The 22,922-nt window shown below is 63.6% G+C and carries 27 protein-coding genes; 18 read left to right on the top strand and 9 right to left on the bottom strand.

Going from position 1 to position 22,922, the window contains the following annotated elements; genetic code table 11:
• The first annotated feature begins 82 nt into the window (after positions 1-82).
• The 3 genes from OJ996_RS25105 to OJ996_RS25095 are packed head-to-tail and all read left to right on the top strand — an operon-like array spanning position 83 to position 4,699.
• Positions 83-2,791, top strand: a complete 2,709-nt coding sequence (locus OJ996_RS25105; protein WP_264516512.1) for a valine--tRNA ligase — start codon at positions 83-85, stop codon at positions 2,789-2,791.
• Positions 2,792-2,841: 50 nt separating this feature from the next.
• Complete coding sequence (locus OJ996_RS25100) at positions 2,842-4,125, top strand: DUF4332 domain-containing protein (RefSeq protein WP_264516511.1); 1,284 nt, start codon at positions 2,842-2,844, stop codon at positions 4,123-4,125.
• A gap of 52 nt (positions 4,126-4,177) precedes the next feature.
• Positions 4,178-4,699 (top strand): hypothetical protein, encoded by a 522-nt coding sequence (locus tag OJ996_RS25095; protein ID WP_264516510.1) that lies wholly within the window; start codon positions 4,178-4,180, stop codon positions 4,697-4,699.
• Between the two features lie 26 nt (positions 4,700-4,725).
• Here OJ996_RS25095 and dtd read toward each other — a convergent pair whose 3' ends face one another.
• The 3 genes from dtd to OJ996_RS25080 form a co-directional block, all read right to left on the bottom strand.
• A complete protein-coding gene (dtd, locus tag OJ996_RS25090; protein ID WP_264516509.1) occupies positions 4,726-5,178 on the bottom strand; it encodes a D-aminoacyl-tRNA deacylase in 453 nt (150 codons plus the stop codon).
• Between the two features lie 111 nt (positions 5,179-5,289).
• The gene (locus OJ996_RS25085) at positions 5,290-5,634 is read right to left on the bottom strand and encodes a rhodanese-like domain-containing protein (protein ID WP_264516508.1); all 345 of its coding nucleotides are present in this window, start codon (positions 5,632-5,634) and stop codon (positions 5,290-5,292) included.
• Positions 5,631-6,236 carry a L,D-transpeptidase family protein gene (locus OJ996_RS25080; protein WP_264516507.1) on the bottom strand — a complete coding sequence of 202 codons (606 nt, stop codon included), beginning with the start codon at positions 6,234-6,236 and terminating at the stop codon, positions 5,631-5,633. Before OJ996_RS25080 ends, OJ996_RS25085 begins: the two co-directional genes overlap by 4 nt.
• Positions 6,237-6,395: 159 nt before the next feature.
• Between OJ996_RS25080 and OJ996_RS25075 the strand changes: the two genes are divergently transcribed.
• The 7 genes from OJ996_RS25075 to gcvH all read left to right on the top strand — a co-directional run bounded on the left by OJ996_RS25075 (position 6,396) and on the right by gcvH (position 11,745).
• Positions 6,396-6,656 (top strand): hypothetical protein, encoded by a 261-nt coding sequence (locus OJ996_RS25075; RefSeq protein WP_264516506.1) that lies wholly within the window; start codon positions 6,396-6,398, stop codon positions 6,654-6,656.
• Between the two features lie 41 nt (positions 6,657-6,697).
• Positions 6,698-7,429, top strand: a complete 732-nt coding sequence (locus OJ996_RS25070; protein WP_264516505.1) for a hypothetical protein — start codon at positions 6,698-6,700, stop codon at positions 7,427-7,429.
• Between the two features lie 91 nt (positions 7,430-7,520).
• Positions 7,521-7,814, top strand: a complete 294-nt coding sequence (locus OJ996_RS25065; protein WP_264516504.1) for an FmdB family zinc ribbon protein — start codon at positions 7,521-7,523, stop codon at positions 7,812-7,814.
• Positions 7,811-8,593 carry a hypothetical protein gene (locus OJ996_RS25060; protein WP_264516503.1) on the top strand — a complete coding sequence of 261 codons (783 nt, stop codon included), beginning with the start codon at positions 7,811-7,813 and terminating at the stop codon, positions 8,591-8,593. Before OJ996_RS25065 ends, OJ996_RS25060 begins: the two co-directional genes overlap by 4 nt.
• Before the next feature lie 13 nt (positions 8,594-8,606).
• Positions 8,607-10,184: a hypothetical protein gene (locus tag OJ996_RS25055; RefSeq protein ID WP_264516502.1), complete on the top strand. Its 1,578-nt coding sequence runs from the start codon at positions 8,607-8,609 to the stop codon at positions 10,182-10,184.
• Positions 10,185-10,255: 71 nt separating this feature from the next.
• Positions 10,256-11,353, top strand: a complete 1,098-nt coding sequence (gcvT, locus tag OJ996_RS25050; RefSeq protein WP_264516501.1) for a glycine cleavage system aminomethyltransferase GcvT — start codon at positions 10,256-10,258, stop codon at positions 11,351-11,353.
• Between the two features lie 14 nt (positions 11,354-11,367).
• Complete coding sequence (gcvH, locus tag OJ996_RS25045) at positions 11,368-11,745, top strand: glycine cleavage system protein GcvH (protein WP_264516500.1); 378 nt, start codon at positions 11,368-11,370, stop codon at positions 11,743-11,745.
• Here the strand turns inward: gcvH and OJ996_RS25040 are convergent.
• From OJ996_RS25040 to rpoN, 4 genes are read right to left on the bottom strand one after another with little or no spacing between them, the layout of a single operon-like run.
• Positions 11,724-12,143: a hypothetical protein gene (locus OJ996_RS25040; protein WP_264516499.1), complete on the bottom strand. Its 420-nt coding sequence runs from the start codon at positions 12,141-12,143 to the stop codon at positions 11,724-11,726. The two genes, gcvH and OJ996_RS25040, sit on opposite strands and share 22 nt — an antisense overlap.
• A 14-nt stretch (positions 12,144-12,157) precedes the next feature.
• Complete coding sequence (gene mutM / locus OJ996_RS25035; protein WP_264516498.1) at positions 12,158-12,976, bottom strand: bifunctional DNA-formamidopyrimidine glycosylase/DNA-(apurinic or apyrimidinic site) lyase; 819 nt, start codon at positions 12,974-12,976, stop codon at positions 12,158-12,160.
• 9 nt (positions 12,977-12,985) lie between these two features.
• Complete coding sequence (gene trhA / locus OJ996_RS25030) at positions 12,986-13,645, bottom strand: PAQR family membrane homeostasis protein TrhA (protein ID WP_264516497.1); 660 nt, start codon at positions 13,643-13,645, stop codon at positions 12,986-12,988.
• Between the two features lie 43 nt (positions 13,646-13,688).
• Positions 13,689-15,092 carry an RNA polymerase factor sigma-54 gene (gene rpoN, locus OJ996_RS25025; protein ID WP_264516496.1) on the bottom strand — a complete coding sequence of 468 codons (1,404 nt, stop codon included), beginning with the start codon at positions 15,090-15,092 and terminating at the stop codon, positions 13,689-13,691.
• A gap of 187 nt (positions 15,093-15,279) precedes the next feature.
• On the opposite strand from rpoN, the gene OJ996_RS25020 reads away from it, so the two are divergent.
• The 7 genes from OJ996_RS25020 to OJ996_RS24990 all read left to right on the top strand — a co-directional run bounded on the left by OJ996_RS25020 (position 15,280) and on the right by OJ996_RS24990 (position 21,455).
• Positions 15,280-16,665, top strand: a complete 1,386-nt coding sequence (locus tag OJ996_RS25020) for a UTP--glucose-1-phosphate uridylyltransferase (RefSeq protein WP_264516495.1) — start codon at positions 15,280-15,282, stop codon at positions 16,663-16,665.
• Between the two features lie 107 nt (positions 16,666-16,772).
• Positions 16,773-17,399, top strand: coding sequence for an HAD family hydrolase (locus tag OJ996_RS25015; RefSeq protein ID WP_264516494.1), 627 nt, complete (start codon positions 16,773-16,775; stop codon positions 17,397-17,399).
• 103 nt (positions 17,400-17,502) lie between these two features.
• Positions 17,503-18,957 (top strand): IMP dehydrogenase, encoded by a 1,455-nt coding sequence (gene guaB, locus OJ996_RS25010; protein WP_264516493.1) that lies wholly within the window; start codon positions 17,503-17,505, stop codon positions 18,955-18,957.
• Between the two features lie 53 nt (positions 18,958-19,010).
• A complete protein-coding gene (guaA, locus tag OJ996_RS25005; RefSeq protein ID WP_264516492.1) occupies positions 19,011-20,534 on the top strand; it encodes a glutamine-hydrolyzing GMP synthase in 1,524 nt (507 codons plus the stop codon).
• 58 nt (positions 20,535-20,592) lie between these two features.
• On the top strand, positions 20,593-20,793 hold the full coding sequence (locus OJ996_RS25000; RefSeq protein ID WP_264516491.1) for a hypothetical protein: 201 nt from the start codon (positions 20,593-20,595) through the stop codon (positions 20,791-20,793).
• Positions 20,794-20,816: 23 nt separating this feature from the next.
• Entirely contained in the window at positions 20,817-21,107 is a 291-nt protein-coding gene (locus OJ996_RS24995) for a hypothetical protein (RefSeq protein ID WP_264516490.1), read from the top strand.
• Between the two features lie 30 nt (positions 21,108-21,137).
• Positions 21,138-21,455 (top strand): hypothetical protein, encoded by a 318-nt coding sequence (locus tag OJ996_RS24990; RefSeq protein ID WP_264516489.1) that lies wholly within the window; start codon positions 21,138-21,140, stop codon positions 21,453-21,455.
• Between the two features lie 3 nt (positions 21,456-21,458).
• Here OJ996_RS24990 and OJ996_RS24985 read toward each other — a convergent pair whose 3' ends face one another.
• Entirely contained in the window at positions 21,459-21,902 is a 444-nt protein-coding gene (locus OJ996_RS24985; protein ID WP_264516488.1) for a DUF3806 domain-containing protein, read from the bottom strand.
• A gap of 48 nt (positions 21,903-21,950) precedes the next feature.
• Between OJ996_RS24985 and OJ996_RS24980 the strand changes: the two genes are divergently transcribed.
• On the top strand, positions 21,951-22,490 hold the full coding sequence (locus OJ996_RS24980; protein WP_264516487.1) for a macro domain-containing protein: 540 nt from the start codon (positions 21,951-21,953) through the stop codon (positions 22,488-22,490).
• On the opposite strand, the gene OJ996_RS24975 is transcribed toward OJ996_RS24980, so the two are convergent.
• Complete coding sequence (locus tag OJ996_RS24975; RefSeq protein ID WP_264516486.1) at positions 22,487-22,918, bottom strand: hypothetical protein; 432 nt, start codon at positions 22,916-22,918, stop codon at positions 22,487-22,489. The genes OJ996_RS24980 and OJ996_RS24975 overlap by 4 nt on opposite strands.
• Positions 22,919-22,922 lie beyond the last annotated feature (4 nt).

Genomic DNA, 22,922 nt, shown 5'->3' with positions numbered 1-22,922 from the left:
CCGGGCTGCCGGGGTGCCTGCCGCCGAGGAATGTCCGGCCCTTTACAAACCGGGGGGGCTCTGGCATCCCTCCGCCGCCATTATGTCCGATTTGCCTAAAGCCTACGAACCCCAAGCGGTTGAAGCCAAGTGGTATGCCGCCTGGATCGAAGGGAAATGTTTTGAAGCCGACCCGGCCTCGGAGAAGCCCGCGTACTCGATCGTCATCCCGCCGCCGAACGTCACGGGCATCCTGCACCTCGGACACGTCCTCAATAACACCATCCAGGACATCCTGGCCCGCCGCGCCCGCCAAGAGGGCAAGGAAGTGCTGTGGCTGCCCGGCACCGACCACGCGGGGATCGCCACGCAGGCGAAGGTGGAGCGCGAGCTGCGTGAGAACGAGAAGCTGACCCGCCGCGATCTCGGTCGCGACGAGTTCCTGAAACGCGTGTGGGCCTTCAAGGAGAAGCACGGCAATATCATCATCAGCCAGCTCAAGCGTCTCGGCTGCTCCTGCGACTGGAGCCGCGAGCGCTTCACCATGGACGAGGCTTACACGAAGTGGGTGAGCCATGTCTTCGTGGAGCTCTTCAAGGAAGGCCTGATCTACCGCGGCAAGCGGATCGTGAACTGGTGCCCGGTGTCACTGACCGCGCTGTCCGATGAGGAAGTGATCATGAAGCCGCAGCGCTCCAAGCTGTACTTCATGAAGTACGAGCTCACGGATGCGCCGGGCGAGTATCTGGAGATTTCGACGACGCGTCCCGAGACCTTGATGGGCGACGTGGCGGTGGCGGTGAACCCGAAGGACCCGCGCTATGCGAAGTATGTGGGCCGCACGGTGAACCGGCCCTTCCCGCACGCGGCGATCCCGGTGATCGCGGACGACCACGTGGACGTGGAGTTCGGCACCGGTGCGCTGAAGATCACCCCGGCGCACGACAAGGCGGACTTCGAGATCGGCATCCGCCACGGCTTGGAGATCATCGATGTTCTCACTCCGGACGCGCACATCAACTGCCCAGAAGTGCCGGAGCTGCATGGTCTGGACCGCTTCGTGGGTCGCAAGCGCGCGGCGGCGAAGCTGGAGGAGATGGGCCTGCTCATCAAGGTGGAGGAGTATGAGAACAACGTGGGCTACTCCGAGCGTGCCGACGTGCCGATCGAGCCGCGTATCTCGATGCAGTGGTTCCTCAAGTATCCCTGCGTGAAGGAAGCCGCGGATGCGGTGGCGACGGGCGAGATCGCCTTCCGCCCCGAGCGCTGGGCGAAGACCTATGCCCACTGGATGGAGAACCTGCAGGACTGGTGCATCAGCCGCCAGCTCTGGTGGGGTCACCAGATCCCGGTGTGGTACCGCGCCGAGAAGTTGGAGGCGCTCAAGAATGCCGAGTCGCTCGACATGGCGAACCTGACATCCGGCGACATCCACGTGGGCACCGAGGCTCCGGCCGACGAGTCGAACTGGGTGCGCGACGAGGATGTGATGGACACCTGGTTCAGCTCCTGGCTCTGGCCCTTCGCCACTATGGCGGATGTGGGCGAGGAGACGCCGACGCTGAAGAAATTCTACCCGACCACCGATCTGGTGACCGGTCCGGACATCATCTTCTTCTGGGTCGCGCGCATGATCATGGCGGGCTTCCGCTTCGAGGGCGAGCTGCCCTTCAAGAACGTGTTCTTCACCTCGCTGATCCGCGACAAGCAGGGGCGCAAGCTCTCGAAGTCGCTAGGCAACTCGCCGGACCCGATCGAACTGATGGATCGCTACGGCTCGGACGGCCTGCGCTTCGGCCTGATGCGGATCGCGCCGCTGGGCTCCGACATGCGTTACGACGAGGAGCAGATCGAGGGCGGGCGGAACTTCGCCAACAAGATCTACAATGCCTGCCGCTTCCGCGAGATGGGGGGTAAGATCGAGTTCCCGGAGACGGACGACGAGGAGAACGAGGAAGTGGTCGGCATGGCCAACTGCTTCCACATCGATATCCTGGCGAAGCTGGACGTGCTGTCCGCGGATCTCACGCGCATCTACGGAGAGTATCGTTTCGGCGAGATCGCGCAGCGCCTGTATGAGTTCCTGTGGAGCGAGTTCTGCGACAAGTTCCTGGAAGCCGTGAAGGGCGACCTCCGCGAGACGGCGAAGCCGGAAGCCCGGGCGGTGACGCTGGCGGTCTTCGATACGGTGATGAGCCGCTTCCTGCAGCTTCTGCACCCCTACATGCCGCACGTGACGGAAGAGCTTTCGCTGAACATGGGCTACACGCTGGAAGGCGAGTTCCTGATGCAGGCCGAGTTGCCGGAGGAACCGGTGCTGGCCGGCCTCGATGCGGAGGACATCAGGCTGGAACAATCGAAGGCGGATGCGATCTACGAAACCGCCGCCCGCCTGCGCAACCTGAAGGCCGAGTACAACGTGGCGACCCGCCGCGATGTGACCTTGGTGGTGAAGGGTGCCGTGGAGTGGCTGGAAGACGAGAAGCCGGTGCTGGCCCTGCTGGCCGGTGCAGGCGAGATCCGCCTCGAGCCGGGCTACGAGTCTCCGAAGGGCACGCCGGTGGTGCTGACCCCGGTGGGAGAGATCTATCTGCCGCTGGAAGGCCTGATCGACATCGAGGCGGAGAAAGTCCGTCTTGCGCGCGAAATTGCCAAGCTGGAGCAGGAGAAGGCCCGCAGCGAGGCGAAGCTCTCGAACGAAAGCTTCGTGGCCCGTGCCCCGGCGGAAGTGGTTGAGCAGGAAAAGGCTCGTCTCGTGGAGTGGGAAACCAAGCTGGTTCAACTCCGGGAGATGCTGGAAGGGCTTCGATGAGTCCTTGCAACCCACCGCTAAGTTCCTAAATTGCGCCCCGTCGCCAAGGAATGTCGGATTTGCTTACCATCGATGGAATCGGTTCGGATGAAGTCGAACTTCTGGAAGCAACCGGCTGGACGGATCTGAGCGCGGTCGCGAAGGCCAATGTGGACGTGCTCGTCCGCGAGATGGCGGCGGCGAACGACATGCTCAAGATCGTGCCGCGGGTGCCGGAACGCCGGAAGGTGGAACGCTGGGTGGCTTCGGCCGCGCGGCTGGTCGATCCGGCCGCCGCCCCGGCGCCTGCCCGCTCGTCCCGCGCCCGGACCAAGACGGTGGTGAAGGAAGAGCAAGCGGAGGCTCCGGCCCCGGCTCCGAAGAAGCGCCGCCGCAGCTCGAAAGCCGCCAAGGAGGAAGCTCCGCCGGTGGTGGACGAGGTGGTCCCCGAGCCCGTGACCGAGCTGCCGCAGGAAGAGGCTGTGCCTGAGGAAGCGCCCGTGCCGCTGGAGCCCGTGAACTACGAGGAGAATCCGGAGGTGATGGAGATGCTGGCGGTGGCCCCCGTGGCCGTGCCGCTTCCGGCCCGGCTGCTGGCGGAGCAGGGGATCGGCCCCACCGAGATTGCCATCGCGCCGGTGCTGAATCGTGCGCTGGGTGATCTGGAGGTGCGGGTCGCCATCGAACGGGAAGAAGAGGAAGAGACTCCCGAAGTTTTGATCCCGGAAGCCCCGGCGGTGAATCGCCGCGCTGTGGCGACTGCCGCGGTGCACATCGGGGATCTGGGCGGTCGCCGGAGGTTCGATGCCTCCCGCGTGCGCACGATCGAGGAAGCGCAGGGCGATGCCCCGGTGGAGCGTCGCTCGGCGAGCAAGGCCGGGATGGAGGACGATCGGATCGCGCTGCTGCGTGCGCCGCGCCCGGAGACCAACAAGGGTCGCAATCCGAACTCACGCTTTTACATCCGCGGGGTGCTGCACGATCAGCCGCTGAAGGTTTGGTTCGGCGGATTCTTCCTGGTGCTGCTCCAGTTCTGCATTCCCTTGGCGGTGGTCGCGGCACCCCTGCTGATCCTGCACGATGAGAAGCCGGAGCAGTTTGCTTGGGTCCCGAAGTGGATCATCGCGTTCCCGATCGCCGTGCCGATCCTGGGCGTGTTCTACGCGCTGCTCAGCACGCGGGCGAAGTGCCGGGTCTGTGCGCAGCGGATGTATGTGCCGAAGCACTGCCTGAAGAACAAGAAGGCGCACCATCTGCCGCTGTTCGGATACATCGGTGCGGTGGCCATGCATGTGATGGCCTTCAAGTGGTTCAACTGCACGTTCTGCGGGACTTCGATCCGGATCAAGAAGTAGGAAGGGAATGCCGAATGCCGAATTTCCGAATGTCGAATGAAGTGTTTCGGAGATGAGTGATACGGCGATCCAGTCTTACCGGAAGGCGATGCTGGCCTTCTGGGCGGAGGCGGAGAGGCAGGGCCTTGCGCCGTTTCCGTTTCCCGGATTCGGGAATGCTTCATCGGCAGGATCGCTCAAGAATCGGCACCTGTTTTCCCAGCAGTCCTTGTTGGAGCTTGCCTTGGATTGCACTCTCGCGGGTCCTTCCGCGCTGATCGAACGGGAGGACGGATCTTATTTCCTGATCCTCGGGACCGAAGCCTTGGAGAAATGGACCGGAGAGGATCCGTTCATCCGCTGGCCCTTCATTCCTTTGGCCAGCGATACCGAGAACTTCACCGTGGGGTTAACGATGGGGGCCGGGGGTGAGCCGGTCTTGGCCGCGGTCGCGAAAGAGGTTTTGTATGATGAAGCACTCCCGCAGGATCCCGATAGCTTCATGGCCGTTGAGGGTGGGGTTGATCTGCTGCCCCGAGCAATGTCTCGGATCACGGCGGAGGGCGGGGAGATGGTGCTGATCGATCAGCTGTAGGCTGGAGGTCCGCTCTCCCGGGGACGCTATTCGCGGGCCTTGGTATCGATCACGATGGTCACCGGACCGTCGTTGACGAGGGCCACCTTCATGTCGGCGGCGAAGCGGCCGGTGCCGACCGGCTTGCCGATCTCGGTGGAGAGCGCGGCACAGAATTGCTCGTAGAGCGGCTTCGAGATTTCCGGTCGCGCGGCTCGGATGAAGGACGGGCGGTTGCCCTTCTTGGTGGAGGCGTGAAGCGTGAACTGGCTGACCACAATGGCCTCGCCGCCGCAGTCGGTGACGGAGAGGTTCATGAGCCCGGCATCATCGCCGAAGATGCGCATGCGGGCGATCTTCGGGGCGAGCCATGCGATGTCCTCCGCCGAGTCGCCGTCCTCGATGCCTAACAGGACCATCAGGCCGGTGCCGATGGAGGAGACCACTTCGCCATCGATGGTGACCGAGGCGGAAGAGACACGTTGGATGACGGCGCGCATGGGAGGGGAATGACGAATTCAGAATTATCGAATGACTAATGCCGTGGGCCTGCGGCCGGATCCGCTCCCAAACACTTCATTCCGCATTCGGGAATTCGTCATTCGGCATTTCTAGTAGACCGGCACTTCAGGGTCCACCTCCGCGGACCACCGATCAATCCCTCCGGCCATCGACCACACCGCGTCGTTGCCGCGGGAGCGCCAGTACTGGGTGGCTCGCAGCGAGCGCATTCCGTGGTGGCAGTAGATGATCACCGGCTTCTCCGGCACGGCGGCTTCCGCGAAGCGGGTGAGGGGCACGAGGCGTGCGCCCTCGATGCGGTTGAAGCGCCACTCCTCGTCTTCCCGGCAATCGACCAACTCGATCTCGCCGCGCCGGATGGCGGGGAGCAGATCGGAGACCTGGGCCGGGAGCAGTTCCATGGTGGTCGCCGGGTCGGGCAGAGCGGGGCTCATCGCTCGACGGTCACGGGCGTTCCCACCGGGGCGTTCTCGAAGAACTTCTGGGCCATCTTGTCCGGCATGCGCACGCAGCCGTGAGAGGCGGCGTAGCCCGGTAGGTAGCCGGTATGCATGCCCACGGCGGGGGCGAAGTTCAGGTAGTTGAACATCGGCGCGCCCTCGTAGTAGCAGCCCGGAGGCACCGGCTCGTTGTGGGCCTCCGCATCGTCATCCACCACGCGGTCGGTGCCCTTTTCCTTGAAGACGCCGTAGCTGGAGGAGCGGTGCCACTTGTTCTTCATGTTCACCTTGTAGGTGCCTGAAGGGGTACCGCGGCCTTCCTTGCCAGTGGAGATCTTTGAAACACCGGCGAGTTGCCCGCCCTTGTAGAAGAAGGCCTTCTGCTGGGTCAGGTTGATCTTGATGGAGGCCGGGCCGGTCATGTGATCGCCGTCCCAGTAGGAGACGTCATCCGGGATCGGGCTGGATTTCCAGTCGTGCTCGCGCTTGCCGCTGAATCCGCTCATGTAGTGGGATTCGCCGCCGCCGCCGCCCATCGGACCGCAAGAGGCTGCAACGAGGGGAAGAAGTGCGAGTAGGAAAAATCGGGCTCTCATGGTGTTTCGGATGCGCGGATCATAAACGGCGCGGAGTGATGGGGTCAACTCCCGCTAGATCAGGGGGCGGCGGGGCTAGCCACCGCATTCTTTTGACAAGCAGCGGGCGGTTTTATTCCATGGCCGTTGCGATGATCCGGTCCGCCGGTCGCCGCGGCCATGAACGCGGGGCTTCACAAGCTGTTGAGCCTGGGGGCCAGCCTGAGTATCGGGCTGGGTGTGGGAGTGCTTGCGAAAATCGGGCACCGGGGCGGGATTCCACGGGCGGCGGTGGTGATCGATCCGCCGCCCGAATCCATGCCGCCGCCGCAGATCGTGACGACACCGGAGCGAGGCCTGCCGGATCCTCGCGAGCCCTCGTCCGCCTCCTCCGGGCAGCGGCGTTGGCAGGATATTTTCCACCTGATCCGCACCGAGTGAGGCGGATCCCAGCGGTCTCACTCGCCAACCCCACCCCAATCATGAAAAAGCCATCATTCCGCGCCGCGGGACTGGCTTGCGCTCTCCTCTTCGCGGGGGCGGCAAGCAGCCACGCGGAGCACGTCGTCTACCGCGGCATCACCACCATCCAGTGGGAACGCCTGAATTTCCTCACCGCCACCGGAGTCACCACGGAGACCAAGGGGACGCAGAAGCTCCTGCAGATCGGGATCTACTCGTCACTGGGGAACACCGGCTACGCGCTCTACACCCTGAACAACAGCACCAAGGTCGCGACCAAGGCCACGGGGAACTTCTCGCGGGGGCCGACGATCTTCCAGAACTACCGCGGCAGCGGGTTGGGCTTCGAGCAGCACAAGCAGTTCAATACCCGCTGGAGCGAGGATATCCCGGGGATCGGCGACACGGAGGACATCTGGAACCTGAAGACGGGGGACTTCGGCGGACCGCGCAGCATGGTGCCGCTGCGGGATGCCGGGTTCTCGATCCAAGCGGCGCGCAAGCTCTCCGGTTTTCACACCCACACGATCTGTTCGGAGGACTTCGGCTTCGATCCGGTGGCGCCCTCGGGCTATGCGGCAGGTCGCTTCTACCACATCAACAACTCGAAGAGCAGCTTCAAGCTCGACCTGAAGCTCACGGACCAGGCGAACGACTTGGGCGGCTCGCTGGCGAATGCGATCACGGTGACGGATGCGGACCTGATCGCGAAAGGCTTCGCGATCATGGCGGTGCCGGCGCTGCCGTTCTAGGGGTGAGTAATCGGGCATCGGGCATTTTTGCGGGGGCTCCGCGGTGCTTGCACCGGGGGCCCGCCCTGCTATGGATGCGGGCCCGAGAACCATGCCGAATTACGATTACGTCTGCGAGAAGTGCGGTCACCGCTTCGAGGTCTTCCAGAGCATGAACGATGCAAAGCTGGAGGATTGCCCGCAGGAGGGCTGTGACGGGAAGGTGCGGCGCCTGCTCGGCACCGGTGCTGGCCTGATCTTCAAGGGCGCGGGCTTTTACCAGACCGACTACCGCTCCAGCTCCTACAAGGAAGGCGCGAAGCAGGACTCGAAGCCGGCGGAATCCGCCCCGGCGGCCCCGGCTCCGGCCGCACCCGCCCCGGCACCCGCGAAAAGCGGCGATTGAGCACCCTTCCCAAACCCGATCGCGTTTGTTACGCCTCGCCACAGATGGCCAACGACACTCAGGAATCCCCGAAGCCCCGCGGCTCTTGCCTCGGCAAGTTGGTCTCGCTTTTCACCTTCGCCGGCGTGGCCGGTCTCGGCGTGGCGGTGTGGTTCATCTTCCAACCGCAGGACATGAGCGACCTGAAGGGGACCGGTGTTTCGAGCTCCGGCACGAAGGCCCGTGACCTGCGCCAGGTGCTGAAGAACGCGGTGAACCAAAGCTTCCCGCTGAGCCTCACGGAAGAGGAGATCAACCTGTATCTGAAGGACACCCTCGAAGCGAAGCAGGGTGGATTGCTAGAACCTTTCGTGACGATTACCAGCGCCCGCGTGCGCTTGGAGAAAGAGCGAGCCGAGGTGATCATCGTGCGCTCGGTGATGGGTCGACCCTTCACCACCTCGATGTATTTCCGGATCGAGCAGCTCGTGGAGCTGAACGATCGCAGCGTGACGAACGTGATCCGGGATGGCGGGACCTATTTCCCGCAGATGCCGGACAGCCCGATCGCGCAGAAGCTGATGAAGGGCGGCCGCTTTGGTCAGTTGGTGGTGCCGCAGGGATTCTCGCTGCTGGTCCTGCCTTCCTTTGAAAAGCTCGCGGGTGTCTACAAGGGCGAGTTGTCCAGCGCCTTCGAGGAGATGTCCCGCATCACCGTGGAAGAGGGCAAGCTGGTGCTCGATCCGCGTCCCGATGGAGCCGGTGGATCCGCACTGCCGGGACCGGGAGGAACTTTCTAACAAAAAGAACGCGATGAGCCGCCACCGTCTCCAGCTGGGTTTGCTGATCGCCGCCACGCTGCCTTGCTTGGTGGCGCAGGAGACTCCGGTGCCTGCCGTGCCGGTGGAGGAGATCCCCGCCCCGCAGGCGGTGCCGGTGGAAGAAGAGCCCGCCGCGCCGCAAGCCGTGCCGGTGGAGGAAGCGCCGCCTGCACCGCAGGTGGTCGCGCCGGGCGGGAATGTCGCCCAAGCGGGCGCGATCGAGAAGGCGGTGAGCCGTTCCGGGATGTTCCGCGTGATCGGCGGTGGCAGCGGCACGGAGGCGACTTCCCAGCGCAGTTCGGTAGCCCTGCTCTTGGAGCAGACCAAGGATAACTTCGAAGCCCTGCTGAAGAACGGCATCGCCCAGGAGGATCCGAAGCAGGCGAATGCGCCGATCCGCCTTGGTCCCCGAGGTCAGGCCGCGGACTTCAAGATCCCCATCGATGTGATCCTTTCCGGCAAGCAGGGCGATCCGTCTCCGCCGCGCAGCGTGGTCTACGAGCTGGTGGTGACACCGGAGTCCTTCATCCTGCGCATCCGCGTTCACCGCGCGCGGGGCATCGATAACGAGCAACTCGAGCGTGCGGCGCTGACCATGCTGCTCTACGAGCGCGCGCTGCGCGGTGAGAATCCCCGCGAGTTCAACGAGAAGGATGCCGCGCTCTTCGTGGTGCGTCCATGGCTGGTGGAAGGCCTGATCGAGGCGAACAAGTGGCGCACGAACCGCGCCGACCGCCGGATCTACGAGGGCGTCTTCCGGCAGGGCGGGGGCTTCACCGCGGAGGAGATTTTCGAACTGCCGGAGGAGAATTACCGCCGTCTGGACGGGGCCTCGCGCCTGTCCTTCCGGGCGCTCTCCGGTGCCCTGCTGATGGCGCTGCTGGAGCAGCCGGAAGGTCGCGGTGCCTTTGAATCCTTCGCGAGTGAGGCGGCCCGCTTCTCCGGTGAAATGCCGGTGCTGCTGCGAAAGCATTTCCCGCAGCTCAATCTTTCCGGAAACAGCCTGCAGAAGTGGTGGGCGCTGAAGCTGGCGCGCATGGTGCAGCCGCAGCTCACCGAGGTGCTCTCGATCCGCGATACCGAACTGGCGCTGGATGAAGCCTTGCGTTTCCACTTGAAGGGGCCGGACGGGAATATGGCCAACCATTCGATCGACGAGTGGGCGCTGATCCCGCCGCTCAAGGAGCAGGAGCGGATAGAGGCCCTGCGCCCGGCGGAAGACGCGCTTACACGGCTCAGCTACCGTTGCTTCCCCTCCTACCGGCCGCTCTTGATCGAGTATCAACAGATCCTGCGCGATCTGGCATCGGGCAAGAAGAACAAGGCGCTGGGCGAGCAGGTGGAGGAGCTGATGAGCCAGCGCCGCACCCGCATGGAGCGGGCGCTGCGGGCCCGCGATTACATGGACTTCATGGAGATCTCGCAGGCGCGGGACCTAAGTGGCGAGTTCGACGATTACATGCGTCTGAAGGAGGAGCTGGAGCTGCGTCCGAGGCCGAAGCGGCACGACCGGATCACCGAAGTGCTGGGCACCATGGAGAAGGTCTACGAACCCCGGCGCGGGCGATAGAATCGGTCAATTTTGCCCGGCATAAGGGGCGCGGTTTGACAAGGGGAGGGGGGCTTCACAGGCTTTCAGCCGTGAGCACCATTCAGAGCACGCCCTTGGAGGCCCTCCACGTCCGTCTCGGCGCCCGCATGGTCCCCTTTGCTGGGTGGAACATGCCGGTGCAGTACACGTCGATCATGGACGAGCACGGCGCGGTGCGCAGCACGGCGGGGATCTTCGATATCTCGCACATGGGCCAATTCATCGTGAGCGGTCCGGGCGCGCTGGCATGGCTCAATCACATGCTGGCGAACAACGTCGCCAAGCTGGAGCCCGGCCAAGGCCAGTATTCTTTCCTGCTGAACAAGAATGGCGGCGTGATCGACGACCTCATTGTTTATCGCACTGGTGACGAGAGCTTCTTCCTGGTGGTGAACGCGTCGATGATCGACGAGGACTTCAACTGGATGGCCAATCATCAGCCGCCGGAGGATGTCTGGTTCACGAACGAGAGCGCCCAGTGGGCCGGCATGGCCGTGCAGGGTCCGGATTCGGCGGCGGTCTTCGCGAAGGCGTGCCCGGGTCAGGAACTGCCGCCGCGCAATGGCATCGTGCGCTTCCCGATCAAGGGCGGTGAGGCGGTGGTCTGCCGCACCGGCTACACCGGTGAGGATGGCTTCGAGTTCTTCTGCACCGCGGAACTGGGCGAGGCCTGGTTCGAGAAGTTCATCGCCAATGGCGCGAAGGCCTGCGGTCTCGGTGCGCGCGACAGCCTGCGCCTGGAGATGTGCTATCCGCTGAACGGGAGCGATCTCTCGCCGGAGCGCACGCCGATCGAGGCCGGCCTCGGCTTCTTCGTGGATCTGGATAAGGGCGACTTCATCGGCCGCGAGACGCTGGCACGGCAGAAGGCAGAAGGCCCGGCGGAGCGGCTCGTGGCGCTGGAGTACACCGACAAGGGCGCGCCGCCGCGCTCGCACTACCCGCTGCAGGATGCCGCCGGGCAGGTGATCTCCGAGCTCTCCAGCGGCGTGCTTTCGCCGAGCCTCGGCAAGGGCATCGCGATGGCTTATGTGCCCGCCGCGCTGGCGAAGCCTGGCACCGAGCTCTTCGTGGATGTGCGCGGCCGCCTGTTCCCGGCGAAGGTCGTGAAGAAACCGTTTTACAAGCCCGCAGGGCAGAAAGCATAAGCTTAGTATACCCGATGAACGTTCCGCAAAACCTCCGCTACAACAATTCGCACGAGTGGGTTCTCCTCGAAGGTGACATCGCCACCATCGGGATTTCCGATCACGCGCAGGAAGAACTTACCGACGTGGTGTTCGTCGAGCTGCCACCGGTCGGGAAGACCGTGGACGTGGGTGACCCGACCGCCGTGGTGGAATCCGTGAAGGCCGCCAGCGACATCTACGCGCCGGTCTCCGGTGAAGTGGTGGAAGTGAACGACGCGGTGGAGGCAGATCCTTCGCTGGTGAATACCGATCCCTACGGCAAGGGCTGGATCTTCAAGCTGAAGATCAAGGATGCCGCCCAGCTTGAGAAGCTGCTCGATGCCACCGGCTACGAGGCGCTGATCGGGTGAGATTCGAATGCGAGCTTGCGGCGGCGATGGCGATAGAAGCCCGCGCCGCCCCAAGCTGCTGCATAGAGCAAGGCGAGAACCCAGTACGGTAGTGCGGCGCTCCTTGAAGTGCCGCCGCTAACCGTCGCTTCATAAAAGCGGATCGGCTTGAACCATCCGTGGCGATTCGGAGTGTGATTGCGGTAGAGCCTGACGCCCGGGTTGCCGATCCGCATACTACCATCCGCTTGGCCGAGATTGAGTTGGGAAGCGTAGCTGGAGGCGCTGAAGCCAAGCTGGTGTCCCTGCCAACTGGCCGACGCGGAGCGATTCCGCGAGTCGGACCATGCCCAGAGCAGGAAGATCCCTCCGATGAGGCCGAACCAGAAAAGTTTGGAGCGATGGAGGGCTGAAGTCATGTTCGCCGGGGAGTTTACTTCTGGCACTTGGGACACCAGTAGGTGGAGCGCTGGCCCATGACGGCATGCTTGATCGGCGTGCCGCAGACGCGGCAGGGTTCGCCCTTCCGCTCATAGACGAAAAGGCGCTGGGCGAAGTAGCCGGGCTCGCCGTCGGAGTTCAGGAAGTCACGCAGGGTGGTGCCGCCTTGCTCGATTGATTCTGTTAGAACGGCGCGGATGGCGGCGACGAGTTTCCTGAGGCGCGGCTTGGTGACCTTGTTCGCGGGAGTGGCCGGTTTGATTCCGGCGCGGAAGAGCGATTCGCCGGCGTAGATATTGCCGACACCGACGACCACCTTCGCATCCATGAGGGCGACCTTGATCGCGATGCGTTTGCCCGCGAAAGCGCGGACGAGGGTTTCCACGCTGAAGTCCTCCTCCAAAGGTTCGGGGCCGAGATCCTCCAGAAGCGGATGTGTCATCGGGTCTCCTTCCGGCAGATGCAGGAAGATGCCGAAGCGGCGGGGATCGTGGAAGCGAAGCTGCTGGCCGGACTCGAGCGTGAGGGCGACGTGATCGTGCTTCTTGAAGTCTTCCGATGGCGGGCGGAGGCGCAGGCTGCCGGACATGCCGAGGTGGACCAAGAGGGATCCCTGCTTGCCGAGATCGAAGATGAGGTACTTCGAGCGGCGTCGTACTTCGCCGATGCGTGCGCCCGTGATACTATCGAGGGTGTCGGAAACGGGAAGCCGGAGTCCGCGGTGGCGCACGATCACATCGCGGACGCGCTTGCCCTTCACATGGGGCTCGACCCCGCGGCGGGTGGTTTCGACTTCGGGCAGCTCCGGCATAAGCTAGCTCTAGCGCAGGATATAGACCGCGCTGGCGATCACGTGGCAGGCGCTGCCCGCGAGCACGAAGAGGTGCCAGATGGCGTGGTTGAAGCGGAGCTTGCGCCAAGCGAAGAAGATCACGCCGAGGGTGTAGCAGAGGCCGCCTGCCACCATCCATGCCACGCCGGCGGGAGGCAGGGCCCGGACCATGGGTCCCCATGCGATGACCGCTAGCCAGCCCATGACGATGTAGAGCGCGGTGGACCACCAGGTGTCCCGCTTGCCGCGGCAGATGGTCTTCAGCAGTACGCCGCCGAGGGCCATGGTCCACACGATTCCGAACAGCGACCAGCCCCATGGCCCGCGCAGGGCGACGAGGGTGAGGGGAGTGTAGGACCCGGCAATCAGCAAGTAGATGCAGGCATGGTCGAGGGCCTGGAGCATCGGCTTGCGACGTTCGCAGGAGGTGGCGTGATAAAGCGTGGACGAGAGATAGAGCAGGATCAAGGTGCCGCCGAAGACGCCGGCAGAGATCGTGCGGTAAGCTTCGCCGTTTGCGATCAGGACCATGGCCACGAGTGCGGCGATGGCGAGCGCGGTGCCGATCGCGTGCGTGGCCATGCTGGCCATCTCTTCCGCATGACTTTCGCAAAGCGGGGAGCGGGGACGGTCGGTCCGGAGCGTCATGGTTAGAACATGCCTCAAGACGCGAGTCGCGTCGAGGGTCAGTTCAGCTCGTGAAGGACTTCCGCAGGTGGGACGGCAGGATGCCGAGCTGCTCGCGGTATTTCGCCACGGTGCGGCGCGCGACGGGGATGCCCTGCGTCTTGAGCTGCTTGGCGAGCGCGTCGTCGGAGAGTGGCTTGCCGGGGTCTTCCTTCGCGATGAGATCCTGAATGGCCTCACGCACGCCGGCGTTCGAAACCTCGGTGCCATCGGCGGTTTGGTAGCCGGCGGCGAAGAAGGCGCGCATTTCCATCAGGCCGTGCGGCGTGAGGACATACTTGCCTGCCACCGCGCGGGAAATGGTGGTGGCGTGCAGGCCGATCTGGTCGGCGATCTCGTTCATCGTGAGCGGGCGCAGATGGCGCGGCCCTTTCTCGAGGAAGGCGGGCTGGTGCTCGATGAGCTTCTCCGCGATCGAAAGGATCGTTTCTTGGCGCAGCGAGAGCGAGCGGATGAGCGTGCGCCCCTCGCGGATCTGCTCGCGCAGGAAGTGGCGGGCCTTCCGGTCGTTGTTCGTCTTGCCGAGCATGTCCTTGTAGAAGTCGCTGATGCGGAGCTTCGGCATGTACTCGTTGGTCAGACGGGCGCGGAATTCGTCGTCCACCTTCTCGATCACCACATCCGGCTGGATGTAGGGATTGCCGGTGGGATCGAAATCGCCGCCGGGATTCGGCGTGAGGCGGCCGATGCGTGAGGCGGCTTCCGAGATGCGCTCCACGCTGGTGCCCAGCGCACGGGCGATCTGCGGGTAGCGCTTGCGGGCAAGTTCTTCGAGGTGATCGCGGACGATGCGGTACTCCAAGCTGTTGCCCTCGCCATTGCGCTCAAGCTGGAGCAGCAGGGACTCCGGGATGCCGGAGGCACCGATGCCGGGGGGATCGAAGCTCTGGAGCAGCTTGACCGCTTCCTCCATGGTCGTCTTCGCAATGCCGAGGCGCGAGGCGAGCTCGCGGGCGGGAAGGTCGAGGAAGCCGCGGGGATCGAGGTTGCCGATCAAGTGGCGGGTGGCGTTCCGGACATCCGGCTCCACCAGCGAGAAATCGAGTTGATGGGAGAGGTGCTGCTGCAGGGTTTCCGGCGCGACGATGGAGTTGTAGAGGTGCTCGCGGCGTTCCTCGTCGTCACCGCTCCATGGATTGGCGCGGCGCTCCATGATTTCGAGATCGCGCCAGTCGTCGTCGGTCTCGTTCAAGCTCGACAGGGAATCCGCTTCCTCGGGATCGGGAGAGTTCTCGTCGAGAGAGATGGACTCGGTGACGTCTTCGAGCACCGGGTTGATCTCCAGCGCCTGTTGGACCAGCTGCTGGAGTTCCATCGAGTTTGCCTGGAGAATCTCCAGACTGCGCCGCATCTGAGGAGCCAGCGACTGCTGCTGTCCCAGAGATTGATGGAGCGAGGCATCGGCCATGGTTCGGATGTTCGCACCACTTCTGCGAACGCAATCCGTCTACACCTCGGCCCCACGAAAAGATAGCAAATTTCGTGCCATGCTCGAAATTTATTTTCCTTGCGAGGTGGGGAGAACTGTGGGAGGGCGGGGGTGAGCCGCGCGGTTGCGGCATTTGAACCTGCCCAAGTGGTCCTACTCCCAACCCATGAATCGAGGAAATTTTTCACCGTTTGAGATCAAGATGCGTGCTGCGGGCGTGATGGAGGCCGCGATAGGTGCATTCCGCCACAACTACGAGGCGCTTTGCCGCGAGGAGACCGGCCTGATTCCGGAGGAGGCGATCCGCCCTGCGGAAGGGTTGGCGGTCTTCGAGCCGGGTGAAGGTGGTTTCGATCCCGCCCTGCTGGCGCAGACGGTGGTGATCAAGCTGAACGGCGGGCTCGGCACGAGCATGGGCCTGCAGAAGGTGAAAAGCGTGCTGGAAGTGCGTCCGGGCGTGGCCTTCCTCGATCTGATCGTGCGGCAGGTGAAGTCCCTGCGCGAGGCGAGCGGTGCCCCGGTGCGCCTGCTGCTGATGAATAGCTTCTCCACCAGCGAGGACACGCTGGGGTATCTCTCCAAGTATTCCGCCGATGGCTTCGCGACCGCCTCCGAGGTGGAGCTGATGCAGAACCAAGTGCCGAAGATCGATGAGGCTTCCTTGGCTCCCGCCGAGTGCCCGGCGAATCCCTCCTTGGAATGGTGTCCGCCGGGTCACGGTGACCTCTATCCGGCGCTGGTCGGCAGCGGCTGGCTGGATCGCCTGCTGGCGGACGGGGTGAAGTATGCCTTCGTCTCGAACTCCGACAATCTGGGTGCCGTGCTGGAGCCGGGCCTGCTGAAGCATTTCGCGGATTCCGGTGCGCCCTTCCTGATGGAGGTGACCCGTCGCACCCCGGCCGACCGCAAGGGCGGTCACCTGGCGGTGCGCCGCGACAACCAGCGCCTGCTGCTGCGCGAGGTGGCCCAGTGCCCGGACTCCGATCTGGATGCCTTCCAGGACATCGACAAGCACCAGTACTTCAATACCAACTCGATCTGGCTGCGGCTGGACCTGTTGAAGGCGCGCTTGGAAGAGGGTGGGGGTGTATTGCCGCTGCCGATGATCCGGAACCGCAAGACCGTGGATCCGCGCGACAAGAACTCGACCCCGGTGATCCAGCTTGAAGTGGCGATGGGCGCGGCGATCGAGTGTTTCGAGGGGGCTCAGGCGATCGAGGTGCCGCGCTCGCGCTTCGCGCCGGTGAAGTCCACGGCGGATCTTTTCGCTTTGCGCTCAAGCGCTTACGAGGTGGGAGGTGACGGCCGGGTGGAGCTGGCTGGAACTCGCCAAGGCGTGCCGCCGGTGGTGAAACTGGACGATTCCTACAAGCTGGTGGACGCCATCGAGGGTCTTGGGACTCCTTGCCTGGTGGGTTGCGAGGAAGTGGCGGTGACAGGGCCGCTGGTTTTCGCCGACGGTGTGGTGCTGAAGGGCAAGGTTTCCTTCAAGTCGCCGGAGGGTTCGCCGCGGACGGTCCCGGCGGGCACATATCAGGATGGTGAGTTCTAAAAACCTGACTATTCCCGAGTTTTGCGGAGGGTGAAGTTCCCCTCCGCGAGACATTTTCCATTTGCGTTCTTGTTATTTGGAGGGGGGCTGATACCCGAGCGGCGCGCATGGCGAACATCGGCGATATTGAAATGTCGGCAGAGGGGTTCGACGCAGTCATTTTCGACTGCGACGGCACTCTGGTTCACTCGATGCCCTCCCACTTCGAAGCTTGGTGCGAAGCTCTCTCTCTTCACGGGGCAGGCGGAATTTTTAAAGAAGACGTGTTCTACGCGATGGGCGGTCGCCCGACGAAGGACATCGTCGTCGAGATCAACGACGAGTACGGCCTGAAGCTGGATCCGGAGAAGGTCGCCTTCTCGAAGCGTGAGGCCTTCCTTCGCAAGCTGGACCAGCTCGAGCTGATCGACGAGGTGGCCGAGTTTGCGGAAAGCCTGCGCGGCAAGAAGCCGATGGCGATCGCGACCGGTGGCACCCGCCTGGTGATCGAGAAGACCCTGCAAGCCGTGGGTGTCTCGGATCTCTTCGAGGAAGTGGTGACTGCGGATGATGTGAAGATCGGCAAGCCCGCTCCGGATATCTTCCTGAAGGCTGCCAAGCTGCTCGGCGTGGCGCCGGAGAAGTGCCTGGTGCTGGAGGATGCTCCTGCGGGGGTGATGGCCGCCCAGCTCGCCGGCATGTCCGTGATCTCCATCCCGGCACCGATCCGGATGGTGCGGAAGCAGGAGGTCTGATTCTGCCCGGATTTACCGCCCGCGAATCCTTGCTGCTGCGAGGTTCGCGGGCTTTTTTCGGAATCGCGCTTGCGTCGGGCAGGGCTCCTCTATTGACTCCGCCATGGCGGATATTTCTCTCGGACTTTCCTTCGATGACGTGCTTCTCGTTCCTGCGTTGAGCGAGATTCTTCCCACCGAATCGGACATTTCGACCTACGTGACCGGTGACATCCGGCTCAACATTCCGGTGGTTTCCGCAGCCATGGACACGGTGTCCGAAACCGAACTGGCGGTGGCACTGGCCCGCGAGGGTGGCATGGGTGTGATTCACCGCGCGTGCTCGATCCAAGAGCAGGCCTCGATGGTTTCCCGTGTGAAGCGTTCGGAGAACGCGGTGATCCTGAAGCCTCTCACCGTCCGCAAGGAGCAGACGATCGACGAGATCCGCGGCATCATGGCGGAGCATGGTTTCTCCGGCTTCCCGGTGGTGGATGGGGAAGGGCGCTTGGAAGGCATGGTCACCGGTCGCGACGTGCGTTACCTGGATCGCCAGGACGCCCGCGTGGAAGACGTGATGACCCCGCGTGAAAAGCTGATCACCGCGCCGGCCCACACCGAGCTCGAGGAAGCACGCCGCATTCTCTATCAGAACCGCATCGAGAAGCTGCCGCTGGTGGATGCGAATGGCAAGCTGGTCGGTCTGATCACCGGCTCGGACATCGAGAAGCGCATCACCTTCACGAATGCGGCGAAGGATCCGAGCGGCCGCCTGCGCTGCGGTGCCGCCGTGGGCGTGGGCCCGGACTGCGTGGAGCGCGGTCAGGCGATGATCGATGCGGGGGCCGATGCGCTCTTCATCGATGCCGCCACCGGCCACACCAGCCGGGTGATGGAAGTGATCTCAAAGCTGCGCTCGCTCTCGAACGTGCCGGTCGTGGCCGGTAACGTGGTGACGGAGCAGGGCGCGAAGGACTTGGTCTCCGCCGGTGCCAGCGCGCTGAAGGTGGGCGTGGGTCCAGGTTCGATCTGCACCACGCGGGTGATCGCGGGTGTGGGCATGCCGCAATTCACGGCGATCCAGAACGTGGCGGGTTACTGCCGCGAGCGCGGGGTGAAGGTGATCGCCGACGGCGGCATCCGCTACTCCGGCGACGTGGTGAAGGCGCTGGCCGCCGGTGCCGATCTGGTGATGCTTGGCTCGATCCTGGCCGGCACGCGCGAGAGCCCCGGCCAGAGCGTTTACTACCAAGGCCGCCGCTTCAAAACCTACCGCGGCATGGGCTCGCTGGGCGCGATGCGGAAGGGCTCCGGCGACCGCTACGGGCAAAACAGCTCCGGCAAGCTGGTGGCGGAAGGCGTGGAAGGCCGGGTGCCGTACAAGGGCCCGCTGAGCGACGTGATCTTCCAGCTCATGGGCGGTCTCCGTTCCGGCATGGGTTACGTGGGGGCGAACAGCCTGGATGAACTACGCAACCGCGCCACGTTCACCCGCATCACCCCGGGCGGCCTGCGCGAGAGCCACGTGCACGACATCGTGATCACCGAGGAGCCGACGAACTATCAGCCGCTGGGCTAAAAAGCTGTTCTTGGCCCTTGGGACTTCTTACTTGGAACTTTCTTCCCCGACACATGCAGGAAATCAATCACGTCGCCGTCCTCGACTTCGGCTCGCAGTACACCCAGCTCATCGTCCGCCGGGTCCGCGAGCTGGGCTATTTCGCCAAGCTCTACGCGCTCGAGGATTTCCCGAACATCGGCAAGCCGGGTGCGATCATCCTCTCGGGCGGGCCGAAGAGCACTTCCGAGCCGGATGCACCGGATCTCGATTTCGAGGCGCTGAACGGTTTCGGCGTGCCGGTGCTCGGCGTGTGCTACGGGATGCAGCTCCTGAACATCAAGTTCGGCGGCAGCGTGAAGGCGAGCAACCGCCGCGAGTATGGCCCGGCCACGCTGGTGCCCGGCGAGAGCAGCGGCCTCTACGAAGGAGTTTCCAAGAACTCGCAGGTCTGGATGAGCCACTCGGACACGGTGGAAAACCTGCCGGCCTGCGCGGTGGTGATCGCGGCGAACCAGCACGGCACGCCGGTCTCGCTGAAGTGGGACGAGCGCTTCTACGGCATCCAGTTCCATCCGGAAGTGACGCACAGCCACGAGGGCAACCGGATCTTGCACAACTTCCTGCTGACCGCGGGCGAGCTGGCGCCTTTCCACATCGAGGACTTCAAGCGCGAGCTGATCGAGGGCATCAAGCAGACCGTCGGCAGCAAGCAGGTGGTCTGCGGGGTCTCCGGCGGCGTGGATAGTACGGTGCTCGCCGTACTTCTGCACGAGGCCGGGGTGAATGTCCGCGCCATCTATGTCGACCACGGCCTGATGCGGAAGGACGAGACCGCGGAGGTGCAGAACAACTTCCACCGCATGGGCGTGGAGATCGAGACCATCGATGCCTCGGAGCGTTTCCTCGGCGCCTTGGCCGGAGTGGCCGATCCCGAGACCAAGCGCAAGATCATCGGCGAACTCTTCATCGATACCTTCTGGGATGCGGTGGGGGATGCCGAGATGCTGGCGCAGGGCACGCTGTATCCGGACGTGATCGAGAGCGCCTCGAACGCGAAGTCGAAGGCGAGCAAGATCAAGACCCACCACAATCGCGTGGACCGCATCCTGGAACTGCAGGCGCAGGGCAAGGTGCTGGAGCCGCTGGCGGAACTCTTCAAGGACGAGGTGCGGGCGCTGGGGGCCTCGCTCGGCATCGCGCACGATATCCTCTGGCGTCACCCCTTCCCGGGCCCCGGCCTGGCAGTGCGCTGCCCCGGCGATATCACGGTCGAGAAGCTGGACATCATCCGAGAGTGCGACGCGATCTTCATCGGCAAGCTCAAGGAGCACGGCTGGTATGAGAAGGTCTGGCAGGCCTATGCCGGTCTGATCCCGGTCAAGACCGTGGGTGTAAAGGGCGACGAGCGCTCCTACGAGTGGTCCACCAACCTGCGTGCCGTGATCTCGGACGATGCCATGACCGCCGATTGGGTCGAGTTGCCTTCGCAGATCCTCCGCGAGACCAGCAACCGGATCTTGAACGAGGTGAAGGGCATCAACCGCGTGCTCTACGACATCTCGACCAAGCCGCCGGCCAGCATCGAGTGGGAGTGATGGGGGAGGGGCTTGCAGGAAATTGACCCGCGCTAGGGTCCTGCGTAGCCTTCCTGCCATGAGCAGCATCGAAGAGATCGGGGCGGCCATCGAACGGCTTTCCCCTGAGGAGCTTTCCGCGTTTAGAAGGTGGTTCTCCGCCTATGATGCTGCTCGCTGGGATTCGGGTATTGAGATGGATGTCGTCGGAGGAAAGCTAGGTCCCCTCGCGGGCGAGGCTCTCGACTGTTATCGCTCTGGAACAGCCCGCGAGCTATGATCTCCTGAAGGTCTCTTTCTTCCATGACCGCCGACCAAGCCAAGGAACTCAGCCACCTGCTCGCGCGAGTCGGTGCGCAACTTAATCAGAGCGCAGCATTCGTCAGGGACCACGACACCGCCGAGAACTTCACCCAGTATCGGGATGTGGTGGGAAAGCTGATGGGTGACCTATATTTGGATGCGATGGTCCCGCTCTACCACAGATTCCCCGAGCTGCTGCCGGACTACCTTGGCGGCCCTTACAAGATACCGGAGTCCGTCTATCAGCCGACCTTCTACGACTGCGGCACCGAAGCCGACGATCCCGCTTGATCGCCGCGCCTGCCATCGGAGCTTGTCGGCATGGCAGACGCGATGAAGGTCATCGACCACCAGCCCGGCTCATGGTTCCTGCTCGGGGCAGAGGATCGCTTGTATCTCGATGTGAACTGTAGTCACGGCGCATTCGGATACAGCGTGCTGATCGAGCTGAACGCAGCCGAACGCGACGAGTATCATGCCCTCGGTCGCGGCGGCTTGGACGCCTTGGCCCGCAGCATCGACGACTCCGCCCCGGGCGCTCGGGATAGCGGGTCTGTCTATGCCGGGCGCGATCTCTCGCGCGACTGCGGCGAGGAGGTATCCCGCGCGGTGGCGGAATGGAAGGCACCCCGGGAGTAAGGCCTATTTGGCAGCCTTCGCCGCCTCTTCAGCCAGTGCTTCCCGCAGATTCTCCAGCAGCTCATCGAGGTCGATCTCGGTGATGCCCTCACCTTCCTCAAGTCGCTTGGCGAGCATGTCGCCGGGGAAGACGAAGAGTTGGAGATTCTGATACTGGAGCGCGAAGTCGCTGCCCTGCTCATCGCGGTAGACGACCCAGCGCAGCGGCATCTCATGGGCGAGGATGTGGCCGAAGACGATGCCGAAGGTGCTGAGCTCCGCATCCGGATCATCCGTGTAGGGGCCTTCGCCCAGCATGGTATGCAGATTCGGGATGTCCTCGCGGGTGCCGGTGAGACGGACCTCGGTCTTGAATTCCTGCTGGAGCAACTCATTCACCCACGTGGTCGCGCCGTCGAGGGTAGCTTGTTCTTCCAGATTGGGCGGGCGGGTCGTGATCTTGGGCATGGGAAGAGCAGAGTAGGATTGTCCGTGCGCGGCAGGAGCGCTATGAAGATGGCTGTGAAGGTGATCCGCCAAGGGGATATCGTCGATGCGGTGGCGGATGCCATCGTCTTTTCGACCAACGAGCATTTGTTTCTGTCCGGTGGAGCGGGTGCCAGCCTTCTCGGGAAGCACGGAGATGCCCTGCAGAAGGCGATGCATCGTGCCTTGGCCGGGACCGGACGGAAGGTCGCGATGCGCGGTGAGGTCTTCGAGATCGAGCCGCAAGGAACTTGGGGCCGGATGTTTGCCGTGGTCGCGGCAAACGGATTCTATGAGACCAGCCGGGAAGACACCAGCCGCGCCATTACCGGGGTGCTTGGCCGCTGCGCGGAGATCCCGGGACTGCGAACCATCGCGATGACCGCACTCGGCACCGGTTACGGGAACATGGAGATCGAGGACTTCGTGGAGATCTTCTGTGCTGTGGAACTACCGTCGCCGATCGAGGAATTGGAACTCGTGATCCACGGGTACATCTTCTTCAAGGCTGCCTGCAAGACAAGCGAAGCGCTGGGGAGTTCCGCGCGCTTGATCGCGGGATCGGTCTAGTCGTCGTCCGGCCAAGGGTTGCGGTAGCGCAAAAGCAGATCCTCCAAGGGTTCCTCCGGAGTCACCAACACCGGCCAGGTCGCCGAGTCATCCAGAACAACATGGGGCCCGCAGAGGGCGGTCACCTTCTGAAGCACCCGGAGAACGACCTCGTCCGACCCCTTGGAGAAATAGAATTCACAGGCCCCTTCCCCTGAGTCCGTGTCGGTGATCACGATCTGAGTCCACTCCCCAGGCCGGGCTGGATCCGTGGATTGGATGAGGCCGGAGTCGGAGACTTCGACGCCGTCCAGATGTTCCAGCGCCTCGTCCAACTCGACGAGGGTCGGCATGCGGGGATTGGAGATCGCGGGGTAGGGGATGCCCTCCTTATCGAGCCATTCGGTGATCTCGGATACCAAAGGGAAGACGGAGTAAATGACACCCATGGCA

The sequence above is a fragment of the Luteolibacter rhizosphaerae genome (assembly GCF_025950095.1).
GTDB classification, from domain to species: domain Bacteria; phylum Verrucomicrobiota; class Verrucomicrobiia; order Verrucomicrobiales; family Akkermansiaceae; genus Haloferula; species Haloferula rhizosphaerae.
This window is presented reverse-complemented; position numbering and strand designations above follow the sequence as displayed.